The 14,390-nt window shown below is 34.5% G+C and carries 14 protein-coding genes; 2 read left to right on the top strand and 12 right to left on the bottom strand.

Annotation, left to right across the window (positions count from 1 at the left end; translation table 11 throughout):
• Positions 1-13: 13 nt before the first annotated feature.
• Entirely contained in the window at positions 14-361 is a 348-nt protein-coding gene (locus DMA14_RS14600; protein ID WP_008465546.1) for a hypothetical protein, read from the bottom strand.
• Positions 361-1,887, bottom strand: a complete 1,527-nt coding sequence (locus DMA14_RS14595) for a bifunctional GNAT family N-acetyltransferase/carbon-nitrogen hydrolase family protein (protein WP_111425334.1) — start codon at positions 1,885-1,887, stop codon at positions 361-363. The genes DMA14_RS14600 and DMA14_RS14595 overlap by 1 nt, the downstream gene beginning before the upstream one ends.
• Before the next feature lie 178 nt (positions 1,888-2,065).
• Between DMA14_RS14595 and DMA14_RS14590 the strand changes: the two genes are divergently transcribed.
• Positions 2,066-2,398, top strand: coding sequence for a single-stranded DNA-binding protein (locus tag DMA14_RS14590; RefSeq protein WP_111425333.1), 333 nt, complete (start codon positions 2,066-2,068; stop codon positions 2,396-2,398).
• Between the two features lie 69 nt (positions 2,399-2,467).
• On the opposite strand, the gene DMA14_RS14585 is transcribed toward DMA14_RS14590, so the two are convergent.
• From DMA14_RS14585 to metG, 10 genes are all read right to left on the bottom strand, one after another.
• Positions 2,468-3,160 carry a DUF2461 domain-containing protein gene (locus DMA14_RS14585; RefSeq protein ID WP_111425332.1) on the bottom strand — a complete coding sequence of 231 codons (693 nt, stop codon included), beginning with the start codon at positions 3,158-3,160 and terminating at the stop codon, positions 2,468-2,470.
• 85 nt (positions 3,161-3,245) lie between these two features.
• The gene (locus tag DMA14_RS14580; protein WP_029271150.1) at positions 3,246-3,431 is read right to left on the bottom strand and encodes a hypothetical protein; all 186 of its coding nucleotides are present in this window, start codon (positions 3,429-3,431) and stop codon (positions 3,246-3,248) included.
• 83 nt (positions 3,432-3,514) lie between these two features.
• Complete coding sequence (locus DMA14_RS14575; RefSeq protein WP_008465537.1) at positions 3,515-4,033, bottom strand: ferritin; 519 nt, start codon at positions 4,031-4,033, stop codon at positions 3,515-3,517.
• 224 nt (positions 4,034-4,257) lie between these two features.
• Complete coding sequence (locus DMA14_RS14570) at positions 4,258-5,394, bottom strand: OmpA family protein (protein WP_111425331.1); 1,137 nt, start codon at positions 5,392-5,394, stop codon at positions 4,258-4,260.
• Positions 5,395-5,569: 175 nt separating this feature from the next.
• Entirely contained in the window at positions 5,570-6,964 is a 1,395-nt protein-coding gene (locus DMA14_RS14565) for a hypothetical protein (RefSeq protein WP_111425330.1), read from the bottom strand.
• A 33-nt stretch (positions 6,965-6,997) separates the two neighbouring features.
• Positions 6,998-7,627 (bottom strand): chloramphenicol acetyltransferase, encoded by a 630-nt coding sequence (locus DMA14_RS14560; RefSeq protein ID WP_111425329.1) that lies wholly within the window; start codon positions 7,625-7,627, stop codon positions 6,998-7,000.
• The gene (locus DMA14_RS14555) at positions 7,627-8,334 is read right to left on the bottom strand and encodes an HAD family hydrolase (protein WP_111425328.1); all 708 of its coding nucleotides are present in this window, start codon (positions 8,332-8,334) and stop codon (positions 7,627-7,629) included. The genes DMA14_RS14560 and DMA14_RS14555 overlap by 1 nt, the downstream gene beginning before the upstream one ends.
• A gap of 240 nt (positions 8,335-8,574) precedes the next feature.
• A complete protein-coding gene (locus tag DMA14_RS14550) occupies positions 8,575-9,459 on the bottom strand; it encodes a DMT family transporter (protein ID WP_111425327.1) in 885 nt (294 codons plus the stop codon).
• 115 nt (positions 9,460-9,574) lie between these two features.
• The gene (locus DMA14_RS14545; protein ID WP_111425326.1) at positions 9,575-9,850 is read right to left on the bottom strand and encodes a hypothetical protein; all 276 of its coding nucleotides are present in this window, start codon (positions 9,848-9,850) and stop codon (positions 9,575-9,577) included.
• 247 nt (positions 9,851-10,097) lie between these two features.
• Positions 10,098-12,233: a methionine--tRNA ligase gene (metG, locus tag DMA14_RS14540; protein WP_111425325.1), complete on the bottom strand. Its 2,136-nt coding sequence runs from the start codon at positions 12,231-12,233 to the stop codon at positions 10,098-10,100.
• A 464-nt stretch (positions 12,234-12,697) separates the two neighbouring features.
• On the opposite strand from metG, the gene DMA14_RS14535 reads away from it, so the two are divergent.
• A complete protein-coding gene (locus tag DMA14_RS14535) occupies positions 12,698-14,200 on the top strand; it encodes a family 43 glycosylhydrolase (RefSeq protein ID WP_111425324.1) in 1,503 nt (500 codons plus the stop codon).
• Positions 14,201-14,390 lie beyond the last annotated feature (190 nt).

Raw genomic sequence — 14,390 nt, 5'->3', positions numbered from 1 at the left:
GAATAAATACTAACTATATTTCTTTTTTAACAAGCATAAAATAATCATTGTCCAAGGAACGATAGCCTTGATCATACAAGAAATAATATGTATTTCCTGTCTTGGTCTGTAAAATGTTTGTAAAGAACTCAAAATCAAAACCTTTTGTTAATAATTTGTCTCGAGAAGCTTTCGATTTTCCGTCTACATTTAACTCTGCCAAAATACGGTAATTTTTGCGTAACTTGTTGTTTATATTTCGCATGAAATTCGTGCTATCTTTATTTATTTTGTTATTGTACGCATTTCTACAGCTATCAGAGCAGAATTTCTTGTCTTCTCGGCCGAAAATTTTGGCAGAACATTCGAGGCATGTTTTCATTAATTCAATTTTTTAATTTCGTAAAGGTCAGATCTTCTGTCTTTTAATGTTTTTACGCTTCCATGTTCGTGAAGTTCCTTTAGTAAGGTTAAATCGACATCTACAATAAGCGTCATTTCTGTGTTCGGAGTGGCTTCTGCTTTGATTCCGTTACTTGGAAAAGCAAAATCAGATGGTGTAAATACAGAAGCTTGCGCATATTGGATATCCATATTGTTTACTTTCGGAAGATTTCCAACGCAACCTGCTATGGCTACATAACATTCATTTTCGATGGCGCGGGCTTGCGAGCAATGTTTTACACGGGTATAACCATTTTGTGTATCGGTCAAAAATGGCACAAACAAAATATCCATTCCTTCATCTGCCAGAAGCCTCGAAAGCTCTGGAAACTCGACATCATAACAGATTAGAATTCCAATTTTACCACAATCAGTATCAAATGTTTTAAATTGAGATCCGCCTTTCATTCCCCAATGTATAACTTCGTTTGGCGTGATATGAATTTTGGTATACATTTCTGAAGTTCCATCTCTTTTGCATAAAAATCCAACATTATAAAGATTTCCGCCTTCCAAATAAGGCATACTTCCCGTAATAATGTTGATATTGTATGAAATGGCAAATTCCTGGAAACGCTTGCGAATTGGATCAGAGTGGCGCGCCAGTTCTCGAATGGCTTCAGCTTCAGATAAATGATTATAATCGGCCATTAAAGGTGCAATAAATAATTCTGGGAATAGGGCAAAATCAGAACCATAACCAGAAACGGCATCAATGAAGAACTCTGCTTGCTCAAAAAGGGCTTCGACATTATTTAGCGGACGCATTTGCCACTGAATTAATCCCAAACGTATAATTTCTTTCCTAACATTAATCAGTTTCGGACTATCATCATAGTAAATATTGTTCCATTCTAGCAAAACAGCAAACTCTTTGGACTCTTCATCGCCTTCCAAATAATTTTTGATAATTCTCAGAACGTGGAAATCATTGCTTAACTGAAACGAAAGAACTGGATCATACAATTCTTTAGTACGCACTTTTTCTATGTATGCTTTTGGAGAAAGTTTTTTGGCATGTTCTCTATAGTTTGGAATTCTTCCAGCAAAAACAATTGCTTTTAAATTTAGCTGTTCGCAAAGTTCCTTTCTTGCATCGTATAATCGGCGTCCCAAACGTAAGCCTCTATAATTAGGGTGAATAAAAACATCTATTCCGTATAAAATTTCTGCATTTGGATTATGAGTAGAGAAGGTGTAATCGCCACTAATTTGCTGATAATTATGTCTTTTTTCTACTAATTTTTCGTCAACAATAAGAGATAGGGCAGAGCCAACAACTTTTCCGTCAACCAAAATCACCAGCTGTCCTTCTGGAAAAATTGAAAGAAGTCTTTCTATATCCTCAGATCTCCAATAAGAATCTGCCATTTCTGGATACGATTCAATCATTGATTTCTTTAATTGTTTATAGTCTTCTATTTCAAGATTTCTTAACTCTACTTTTTTAATTTTTGCTTGCATATCGTAAGATTTATCTCAAATATACAAAAAACAAATTCCATTTACAAACGGTTACAAATAGTTACAGTCGATAGTAAATAGTTAACAACCGACTGTCAATGTTGAGGTTTTGCATCTTTGCAGTGTTGAATTCGATAAACGATTCAATATATTAGTAACATTTAAAATAGTATACGCCATGAGTGCAATTAGAAACAAAGTACAGTTAATTGGGAATGTTGGGAATGATCCAGAAATTAAAACATTAGAAAGCGGTAGAAAATTAGCACACCTTACGATCGCAACCAATGAGATTTATAGAAACGATAAAGGCGAAAAAGTAGAACAAACTGAATGGCATCGCATAATTGCTTGGGGAAAAACGGCAGAAATTATAGAAAAGTTTGTTGTGAAAGGAAAAGAAATTGCCGTTGAAGGGAAACTAACTCATAGAAGCTACGATGATAAAAATGGAGAAAAACGTTATATAACCGAGGTTGTAGTAAATGAAATTTTACTACTAAGTAAATAACGCTTTTGCGAAATAGTAAAACCCGACAGGTTTTAAAACCTGTCGGGTTTAATATTTTACAAATTTTTTTTATAAAATCGAAACTCCATTTGCATCAGTAGTAAGAACTTCGCTCATATAATCAAAAAATGGTCTCATGTTTTTAAAAGCATCAAGAGCCAGTTCTAAAAATTGCGGACTTAATACTTCTTCGTCAGTAAAACGTTTTATGACCAAAAATTGTTTGAAACGAAGCAAGTCGATAGCAGGATGATCAACATCAAAACCTTTTGGTTTTGTTTTGAGCTGTTCTCCTTGAAGAGTGCCAAAATTGCTTTTGAATGAATCTGAATTCAGTATTTCCTGAAAAGTTTCTGGATCGTGGGCAAATTCGGTTCTTATTCGTTTTAAATCTCCAGCATTTGGTCCCCAGAAACCGCCTGCAAAAAAGCTATTTCCTTTTTCCAGATGAAAGTAATAGCCACCGCGTCTTGCTGCGGTTGCTCGAGTATAACTTCCGCCCCAAAATGTCTTAAAAGGAGTTTTATCTTTAGAAAAACGAATGTCACGATAGATTCTGTAAACGCTTTTTTTGCCAGAAGTATTTTCTAAAACATCAGTTTTGGAAAGTTCCTTAAGTAGCGCACCAGCAAAGTTTTCAATATGATTGAGTTCTATTAAATATTGCGGTTTATGTTCTTCAAACCATGGTTTATTGTTGTTCATTTTCAGCTCAGCTAAAAAATCAAGACTAGATTTTGGAATTGTAATAGTGTTTTCCATAATTGAATTTAAAAATCGAAAAATAGACTGCAATTTAAAACTAAAAAACCCACCAGAGAAATCTGATGGGTTTTTCTATATCGCGTTAAGCAGTTTTTTTGAATAAGTCAAACATAGGACAGCGGGAGCAGCGTTTCTTTTCGCTCTTTTTATACTTCTCGCAGCAAGAAGATTTACAGTTCTCAATCTTCTTAATTTTATCAAGGATATCTTTGTTTTTCTTTTTCTTTTTATCCTTTTTTTTGTCCTTGTCTTTTTCTTTCTTGCTCACTTTTTCCTCTGAATTTTAAAAACAGAGACAAATATAAACCAAAAAAGTTATTTTTAAATATTCTAAATAAACTTTAACTTTTTTTATTTTGGATTGATAGCGATTGAACTTGTAACGGTTAATTGCTGAATATCACGATCAAACAAATAAAGTCCGCCTTTATCATCTCCAATCAAGTTGATTTTATCTAAAATAGATTTAGCTGTAGCTTCTTCTTCTATTTGTTCAGAAACGTACCACTGCAAGAAATTGTGTGTAGCATAATCTCTTTCTTCAAAAGTAATGTGCACTAATTCGTTGATAGATTTTGAAACAAAAAGTTCGTGATTGTAAAGCTCCTCAAACATTTCTTTGAAAGTGGTGTAAGTTGTTTTTGGTGCTTTAAGATCTGTTACCTGAGCGTGTCCTCCGCGTTCGTTTACATACTTAACCAATTTAAGCATGTGTGCACGCTCTTCGTCTGACTGTGTGTACATAAATTGAGAAATTCCCTCTAATCCTTGTACTTCAGCCCAACAAGCCATAGAAAGATAAGTTTGCGAAGATTCTGCTTCTATGCGGATTTGCTTGTTTAAAGCCGATTCAATATTTTTTGCTAACATAATAAGTGTCTTTTTGGTAAAATTAAGAAAAATTATCCATTACACTTTTGAGAAACCTCTAAAACATTAGACTTTGAGATTAATTTCCGTTAAAATTAATTGGAATCAATTTTCATAAAATTAGCAGAATTTGAAAATATGGTTTTCATCATCTTACAATTGAGCAATAAAAAAAGCCCTTAAGAAATATCTTAAGGACTTTTTAATTCAAGTCTAAAAATAAACTATTTTACAATAAAAGTAACTCTTCTAGCTAATCTTCTAGCTTCATCAGAATCTTTTTGGATTGATGTATCTGCACCGTTTGCAATAACGTTTAAACGAGAAGAAGCAATTCCAGCCTTTTCAAAAATAGTTTTTACGTTTGTTGCTCTTGTGTTAGATAGTTTTTCGTTGTACTCAGCTTTTCCAACTTGATCAGCATAACCCACAAGGTCAAGAGAAGCAGAAGGATTTTTTCTTAAGTAATTTAAAACAACATCGATCGCAGCAGTTGAGTTCTCAATTGGAGTTGTTTTATTGAAATCAAAATACACACTGTAATATTTGTCATTAATCATTCTCTTGATTAAATCATTATCAGTTGGTTGTGCATTATTTACTTGTTTTTCTACAACTACTTCTTTTTGCGTTGGTCTGTTTTTGATTTGTGTTTCAAGATCAGCTACTTTGTTTTCCAATGCAGTAATATCGGTATTGTTACCTTCGCTTGACATTACTGTCCAGTCTGCATGTTTTGCATTTTTACCTAAGTAAATGTTTAAACCAACAGTTGCATTAAAAAGCAATCCAGAAAAACCTCTGTTTTCAGCAACATATGCTCCATCAAAAGTACGATCTTGAGATGCATTTAGAATAGTTGAGAAATCTCCAGTTAAAGCGACTCTGTCTGATAATCTTATTTGTCCAGTTACACCAGCAATAAAGTTAGCTACCTCGTCTGCTCCTTTAAAATTATCGCTTCTTAGTTGACCATAACCAAAACCAGCATGTCCTAATAAGCCAATAGTCTTAGTCCAAGTTTCAAAATTCATGATGCGTCCTAAGTTGGCAACAGCTTGTAAATCTACTCTATAGTATCTTGAATCAAAATCGATAGAGCTTCCTTTTGGATCAAAACTGTTGTACCCAAAGTCTGCTTTCAAACCAAACTTGTTGTTAAACATATAGCGCACTCCTAAATCTCCAGTCCACGGACTTACAGTGTTAGTCGTATAACCACTATTAAATGGTCGTTGCGGTTTATTAAAACCTGCGCCTAAATCTATAGACCATTTATTAAAATTGTTATTGCTTTCTGTTTGCGCATGTACTCCAGTTAACGCCAGGGCAAATGCAAGAGTCATTACAATTTTTTTCATTATTTTTTGATTTTAAATTTGGTTCAAAACAACAACAAATTGTAAGTAAAAACTTTCTTTAAAAGTCAAAAAAGTATTAAAATAAGACAACAGCCAAAAAATCAAGGCTTTAAACAGAAAGGATGATAAAAATAAACGCGCAGTTTTTTGTTGTAAGTATTTGAGAAAGATTTGTTTAGTTGAATCCGTCAGCAAATTTGCGCAGAACCAGTTGTTTTGCAACAATGTCATAATAGCTTAAAATAGTATAATTACTAAGTTTAAGCGTATTTGGAAGAATAGCTTCTTTATGTGAATCTAGAAAATAGTAGACTTTATCAGCAGCAAAAGGCTCGTGCGTTTCTTGGGTTAATTCTAACTTTTTGCTCCAAATGCTTTCGAAAAAAGCGGAATAGTTTGTTTCAATATTGTAATAACCGTTTGAAGGGAAATCTCCAAAAGAGTCATTAAAATTAAAACCGTTCAAAGAAATCGATTTTAAATCGCTGCCCGAACCTCCTATAGTAATAAAGAGATTTTTTTGATTTTTATAAACCGAAAGCCCGGCATCAAGAGAAGACAATACTTTTAAAAACTTTGCTGTATTCTTTAACTGCTTAGGTTGGCGATCTTCAATCTGCATCAGTAAAGGTGAATTAGCAAAACGGATTGTATCTTTTTTGGTAACGGCAAATGATTTTATAGATTCAACAGATTCATAATCTTTTATATCAAACAAAAGTTCGTCAGCGTTAACATTAATCTGATATAATTTATTTTCATGGTAATAAGAGTTAGATGATTTTGGATTTTTCTCTCCAACAGGCTTCATAAACGTCTTTTCTATTATTTCCTGATTTTCTAAATTAATATCAAACAATTGTGTCTTTCTAAAACTTTGATCCAAAGTTAGAATCAAACGGTTTGGAAGCGTATAGATTTTGCTTTTAGCGCTAACTTTATAGAGCGGATTGTACTCGCCAGAATCCATTTTTTCAATCGGATTTTCATTCAAAATCTGGTTGAATGTTTTAGGCTGAGTTTTTCTATCTATGAATTTGAAAGAGCTGAAATCTAGAAATCTTTCCTCAGCCATTCCGTTTTTAAAAACAAAAGCAGTCAATGCCTGTTTCGTTTTGCTTTGCAACAATAAATAGAAGTTATTATCTTTTTGATATTGCGTTAAGAGATAATTTTCTTCAAGCGGAATTTGAAATTTTAATGCTCTTGAAGTTTTGTTTTCCAGATAATATTTAATCAAAATGATTGATTTCTCTTCTTTCGAAAACCAATACAAAGTCGGATTTCCGTCTTCGCTGAAACTATAGCCCATCAAAGATCTGTTTTCAGTATACTGGCGGTTTGTGACAAATTTATCTCTTAAAAATAAGGCGCTATTATATTTTAATATCGAAAGACTGTCTGCGCTTGCGGCAAAAACAAATATGTCGTGAGTAGCGGAATTTTCGCCAGTCATGATTTCAGATTGTCCTTGTTTATTTTTTAAATCGATAGAATAAGAGGTCAGCACTGTCTGACTTAGCAAGACAGTACTTGAGATTAAAAACAAAAAAAGGAAAATTCGTTTCATAGGCTTTTGGGCGCAAAAATCGTTCCGCTTATTTTATTGATTCATAAGCTCTTGAAAAAGATCTACAAATTGACCAACATGCATTCCATCCATCAAACCATGGTGAACATAAACCGCCATTGGCATCGTTCTTTTTCCAGTTTCTGAAACCATCATCTTTCCAAAAGAAATTTTTGGACAGCTGTCTGGATACGTAAAACTGCGTGCATGAGTTATCGAACTAAAATTCAGCCACGGAATTGCCGAAAAATGAATCAGATTATCATCATCAAAAGATCTTGTGAAAAGTCCAGTCGTGTTTTGAATGCGTTCGATTTCGGTTAATGCAATTTGTTCGAATGTTTTAAAATCTGGGTGATATTCAATTAAAGAAAACCCAAAAGTACCATCTTCACGACCAATAGTTGCCGATGCATGTATTTGGTCGTTAATGTATATTTTGTCTTCTGAAATTCGATATCTAAAATTTTCAATGGCGTTGACTGCAGCCAAAGTTTTATGCAAATAGAAAATGAAGAAAGAAGCACCGATGCTTTTTGCGGTTTGATATGCTTTGGTACAGTCGATTTCTACGGTGACACCAAAAAAAGGCTCTTCCATTTGTTTAAAATGGGCAAAATGCTCTTTTCTATTCCAATTTTCTAGGTCTAAAAGTGTTTTCATTATAATAAATTCGGAACGACTTCTGCAATAGTTTCAAATGAACTAAAGTGTTCGTGTTCTATAGTGTGATTAATTTTTTCGTGTTCCCAAGTGGTGTGAAACGGAATATGAACGGCATAACCGCCAATTCCTAAAACTGGAAGAACATCTGATTTTAATGAATTTCCAATCATCAAAAACTCGTGCGGTTCAATATCTAAACGACCTAGTAGTTTCTGATAATCGATTTCTTGTTTGTCTGACATTACTTCGATATGATGAAAATAATGCCCCAAACCAGAACGATGCAATTTGCTGTGCTGATCTTTTAAATCACCTTTTGTAGCAACAACCAATTTGTATTTGCCTTTTAAAGCAGCGAGAGTTTCTTCAATTCCGTCTAAAAGCTCGATTGGTTTTTCTAGTAATTCTTTTCCATATTGAATAATCTTTTCAATGACTTCCATCGGAATGGTATTGTTCGAAATATTCATCGCCGCTTCAATCATCGAAAGGATATAACCTTTAATTCCGTAGCCATACAAAGGAAGATTGGCAATTTCGATTTTAAATAATTCCTGAGAAATACCTTGATGCGAAAGATAATCTTCCATCAAAGCACAAAATTTATGTTCGGTTTCCTGAAAATAAGGTTCGTTGACAAACAAAGTATCATCGGCATCAAATGCGATTACTTTTAGGTTTGGTATTTTAGTTTTATGTAACATAGCGTTTTTTGTTTCAAGTGTTTTTTTGTTTCAGGTTTTTAGCCACGAGTCAAGTTTATTTTTAGCCACGAATTACTCGAATTGCACTAATTTTTTAGCCACAGATTATTAAGATTAAAAGGATTTTTTATTTGCTTAATCTGCCATCCCGATAGCTATCGGGAGCAGGAGAACTTTTTTTAAAATTAATTAATAATCTGTGTTAATCCTTTAAATCTGTGGAAATCTGTGAGCTGTTCTTTACTTAGAAAAAAGCCCTTTCAAAGAAATTGTTTTATCGTAAAAAGTAATTCGGATTCCGAAAAGCAGAATGATTCCGCCAAAAACCATTTGTAAAGTTATTTGTTCTTCCAAAAACAACCAAGCTAAAATTGAGGTAATTACAGCTTGACTCAATAAACTTAGTGAAACCCTCGTTGCACGCATGTGCTGAGTCGCATAACTAATCGAAAGCCAAGCGCATAATTGGCAAATAACAGCTTGAAGCACGAGAACAAACCAGCCAGTATTTGAAAATCCGGTGAAAGGTTCGCCTAATGCGTAGCATAAAATTCCTAAATAGATGCTTGAAGCAAATAAACTAATGGTCATAAAGGAAAGAACATCGACTTCTGAAAGCACATTTTTGCTGACCAAAAGATAAATGGAATATAGAATTCCAGATAAAACAGCAAATAGAAATGCTTTATCGAAGTTTAAATCGATAAAAAACTCAAAACCGACCAAAGTTACCATTCCGAATAAAGCGACCAATGTTCCAATCCAGAAATTTGTGGCAGGTTTTGCTTTCAGAAAAAAGAAAGAACCAACTCCAACCCAAACTGGAGATAAATTGGTCAGCAACGAAGCCTGAGTCGCGCTTGATTCCTGAATGGCGATATTCCAAACCGCAACATCAGACGAGAATAAAATACCGCAAAGTATTGCCAAAAGAGCAAATTTAAGTTTTGGAAGTTTGAAGTTTCCGCTGAAAATAACATAAGGCAAAAGCAGCACCACAGCAAAAAACATTCGGTAAAAAGCCGAAATTAATCCTGGTGTTAAACGTAATTTTACCAATATCGGGAAAATAGATATGCAGAGTATACCGCAGATTAGGGCTAATCTTGGTTTTGTGAGTTTCATTGAATGAATTTTAATCGTGTATTATTTTTCAAAGATAACTTAGAAAGCGACTATTTTGAAAGGAAAAAGCGCGAATCGATTAAAAATAGTAATCGGTTCACGCTTTTTTGTTGTTTTAAGCAGCTAAAATTTTACTACAAGCTTTCTGAATTTGTTTATCCGAAAACGGTTCGAGTGTTTCAGCAAGCATTTCACTGGTTTTGATGCATTCCATCATTTTGGATCTTAGCTCTTTGTCATCTCCTAAATCTGTTTCAAGAATTCGCCTGAAAATTTCAGACAGATAATAGGGTTGTTCTCTAAAATCGCCTTCAAACCATAAGTCTGAAAGAAATTTTGCCATCGATGGCATTACATCGTGGTGTGTCGGTTTTTGATTTTCTTTTGTCATATACGAAAATATTAAACGCACGAAACTCTCGCTTTAGATGTGACAAAATATCCTTACAGATAGATTTTCCCGAGTTTCCATAGGGTCATCATGGCGAGAGTTCGCTTATTTTAACTTTTAATAAAGTTTCAATATTATTTGTAAGGTTTTTTGTCGGTTCAAACTTACAAATTATAAACTTATATAAAAGAAAAAAAAACATGAGAAATTTCTCATGTTTTTAATATTTCGATTTTTTGAAAGAACTTTAGTTTACCGTAGCTCCATTTGGTGCATCAGCATCTGGATTTACAAAAACCAGTTTTCCTTCAGCATTTGTTGTCATTAAGATCATTCCTTGACTTTCAACACCGCGTAAAGCTCTTGGAGCAAGGTTTGCTAATACAGAAACACGTTTTCCGATGATTTCTTCTGGCGAAAAACTTTCAGCAATTCCCGAAACAATTGTACGAACATCAATTCCTGTATCTACTTTAAGAACTAAAAGTTTGTTTGCTTTTGGCATTTTTTCAGCCTCCAAAATAGTTCCGATACGAATATCCATTTTCGCAAAGTCCTCAAACTGAATTAAATCTTTTTGTGGTTCTGCTTGTTTGTTTTCAGCAATATTTGCGGTTTTTGTCGCTTCCAATTTGTCTATTTGTTTTTGTATTTCTTCGTCTTCAATTTTAGCGAAAAGTAATTCTGCCTCGCCAATTTTATGTCCTGCCGGAAGTAAATCTGAAGTTTCAGAAATATCATTCCAACCTAAAGTTTTATCAAGGAAAATATCTTTTGCATCACGATCTTTCTCTTTCAAGAATTTACTGAAACCTGCAAAGTGCTCTTTAAGGTCAGCTAAATTCAAGATTTTAGAAAGTTTCGCAGCCGTAAAAGGTAAAAATGGCTCAGCCAAAACGCTCAACGCTGCAGCAATTTGCAATGCCACATACATTTGAGTTTTTACACGCTCTGGATTGTCTTTCATGACTTTCCAAGGCTCTTCGTCTGCAAGGTATTTATTTCCTAAACGCGCAACATTCATCAATTCGCCCAAAGCTTCACGGAATCTGTAACGTTCCACCGAACTTGAAATCACAGCTGGATACGCTTTTAATTCTGCTAAAGTTTGTTCGTCAACTTCTGTAAATTCGTTCAGAGTCGGGATAACACCATCGTAATATTTGTTGGTTAAAACCACAACACGATTTACGAAGTTTCCGAAAACGGCAACCAATTCGTTGTTATTTCTAGCTTGGAAATCTTTCCAAGTAAAATCGTTATCTTTTGTTTCAGGAGCGTTTGATGTTAAAGCATAACGGAGAACATCTTGCTTGTCTGGAAACTCTTCTAAATATTCGTGTAACCAAACTGCCCAGTTTTTAGAAGTCGAAAGTTTGTTTCCTTCCAAGTTCAAAAACTCATTTGCAGGAACGTTGTCTGGTAAAATGTAGCTTCCTTCAGCTTTTAACATCGCTGGGAAAATGATACAGTGAAAAACGATATTATCTTTCCCGATAAAGTGAACCAATTTCGTTTCTTCATCTTTCCAATACGGTTCCCAATCTTTTCCTTCGCGCGCTGCCCATTCTTTAGTAGAAGAAATGTAACCGATAGGCGCATCAAACCAAACATAAAGTTTTTTGCCTTCAGCACCTTCAACAGGAACATCAATTCCCCAATCAAGGTCACGTGTTACGGCGCGAGGCTCTAATCCTGCATCGATCCAAGATTTTACTTGTCCATAAACGTTGGTTTTCCAGTCGTTTTTATGACCAACTAAAATCCATTCTGTTAAGAAATCAGAATAACGGTCTAAAGGTAAAAACCAGTGTTTTGTTTCTTTAAGAATAGGAGTTTCTCCTGTAATAGTCGATTTTGGGTTAATTAAATCAGTCGCGTTCAAAGTAGATCCGCAATTTTCGCACTGATCTCCGTAAGCTCCATCATTACCACATTTTGGACAAGTTCCCACAACAAAACGATCTGCTAAAAACTGATTTGCTTTTGCATCGTACAATTGCTCTGTAACTTCTTCAATAAAATCGCCTTTATCATACAAAGTCCTAAAGAATTCCGAAGCCGTATCATGATGAATTTTTGCCGAAGTTCTAGAATAATTGTTAAATGAAATCCCGAAATCTTCAAACGATTTGCGGATAATTCCATCATATTTATCAATAACTTCCTGTGGTGTAATTCCTTCTTTTTTAGCTTTCATCGAAATTGCAACTCCGTGTTCATCGCTTCCGCAGATAAATGCTACATCTTTTCCTTGCAATCTTAAATATCTCGAATATATATCTGCAGGCACGTAAACTCCCGCCAAATGTCCAATGTGGATTGGTCCATTAGTATAAGGTAATGCTGCTGTGATAGTATATCTCTTTGGATTCTGTGTCATAACTCAATTTTATTGAGTGCAAAAATAAGCAATAGAATTGAGATTTTAATATTACGTGGAGATTCACTTTTATTTTCACAGAGATTCGCAGAGGATTCCACAAAGATTCACAGAGTTTTTCCTCAATATTGTCATTTCGACGTAAGGAGAAATCTTCGCAAGTAGCTCGACAAAGATTGGCTAAGTTTTTATTTAGTCACTCCCGATAGCTATCGGGATAAAAGGATTAAAAAGATTTTAGTTTGAAATGTCAATTGTCTCCAGCTTTAGCTGGAGGTTATGCAATATGAAGTGGCAGGGCTTTAGCCAAACATGATCATTTTTGGCTAAAGCCATTTTGTTATGTCTATTATTACATCCAGCTAAAGCTGGACGCAATTTAAAAATCATTTCTAATCCTTTTAATCTGTGGCTAATTATATCTTATAGTCTTTTTGACTATATTTGAAAAAAATATCAAAAACATGAATAAAATATATCTAACCTTTTTAATACTGTTTTCGCTTTACGGTTATTCTCAATCACAACCAGAAAAAAGTCTAAAACAAAACCAATACTCAAATCCAATTTTTGCGGGCGATTATCCCGATCCGAGTTTGTTGCGCGACGGAAAAGATTATTATGTTGTGCATTCTTCTTTCGATTATTATCCTGGACTTTTAATTTGGCATTCGACCGATTTAATGAATTGGGAACCTGTAACCAATGCGCTTCATAAATATGTTGGAGCTGTTTGGGCGCCCGATCTAATTAAGTACAACAATAAATATTACATCTATTTTCCTGCCAATAACACCAATTTTGTCGTTACAGCAGATTCTATCAATGGTCCGTGGAGCGAACCTGTGGATTTAAAAATCGGAAATATTGATCCTGGACATGTTACTGATGATAAAGGAAACCGATTCTTATATTTTAGCAACGGAGGTTATGTGGCGTTATCAAAAGACGGACTTTCGGTAACAAGTGAATTAAAACATGTTTATGATGGATGGAAAATTCCGCGCGAATGGAGCATTGAATGTTTTTGCATGGAAGGACCAAAATTGTTTAAACGAGGTGAATATTATTATTTAACCGTTGCCGAAGGTGGAACTGCGGGTCCAGCAACAAGTCATATGGTAATTTCGGCAAGATCAAAATCGCCGCTTGGCCCTTGGGAAAACTCGCCTCATAATCCGATTGTGAGAACCAATAGCAGTTCTGAAACGTGGTGGTCGAAAGGACATAGCACTGTTTTTGAAGATGCAAACGGAAAATGGTGGATGATTTTTCATGGTTACGAAAAGGATTATTACAACTTAGGACGTCAGACTTTATTGCAACCTGTTGAATGGACAAAAGACGGCTGGTATAAAATTCCAGATAACATTCAGACCGATAAACCAATTGCTAAACCAGAAGGCAAAACGCTTCCTGAATTTTCTCTGAGTGACAATTTTGGAGGTTCGGCTCTTAAACCGCAATGGAAATTTTATAGTGGAGTAGAAGCTTCAAGATTTAAAGTGGCTAATAACACTTTGACTATTGAAGGAAAAGGCGATGGAGTAGGAAACAGTTCTCCGCTTGTAATTGTTCCGGGCGGACATTCTTATTCCGCCGAAGTTGAAATGGAAATTGAAGGCAATGCAGTAGGCGGATTAACGCTTTTTTACGATAATAGATATTACTCTGGAATATTAGCCGATCAGAATAATATTTTGGCAAATTTGAGAGGTTGGCAATTTCCAACACAGAAAAATACGCATACGCGAAAAGTCTTTCTTAAACTGAAAAACATTAAAAATACAGTTGATATGTTTTACAGTTTAGACGGAAAAGATTGGAAGAAAATTGAGAATTCAGTTGAAGTTTCAGGATACAATCATAATGTATTAAGCGGATTTTTGGGATTAAGAATTGGTCTTTGTTCGATTGGAAAAGGAAGTGTGAAGTTTAAGAATTTTATTTATAAAACTTTAGAGTAACCGTTCCGTTTGTCATCCTGAGTTACGAAGGATCACACTAGAAATTCGACAAGGATTGGTGGACATTTAATGTGTAGTTACGTGTCTGATTCTTCGTTCGTCAGGATGACAAGATTGTGCGTGTATCTCTTCGGAAACCCACATAAAATAGAACCAGTTTAAACTACGTTCGAAGCTTATAAATAAAGAT

This window comes from Flavobacterium sharifuzzamanii (assembly GCF_003254585.1).
GTDB lineage: Bacteria > Bacteroidota > Bacteroidia > Flavobacteriales > Flavobacteriaceae > Flavobacterium > Flavobacterium sharifuzzamanii.
Note: the sequence above shows the minus strand (reverse complement) of the source record. Positions and strands in the feature narration are given on the sequence as shown.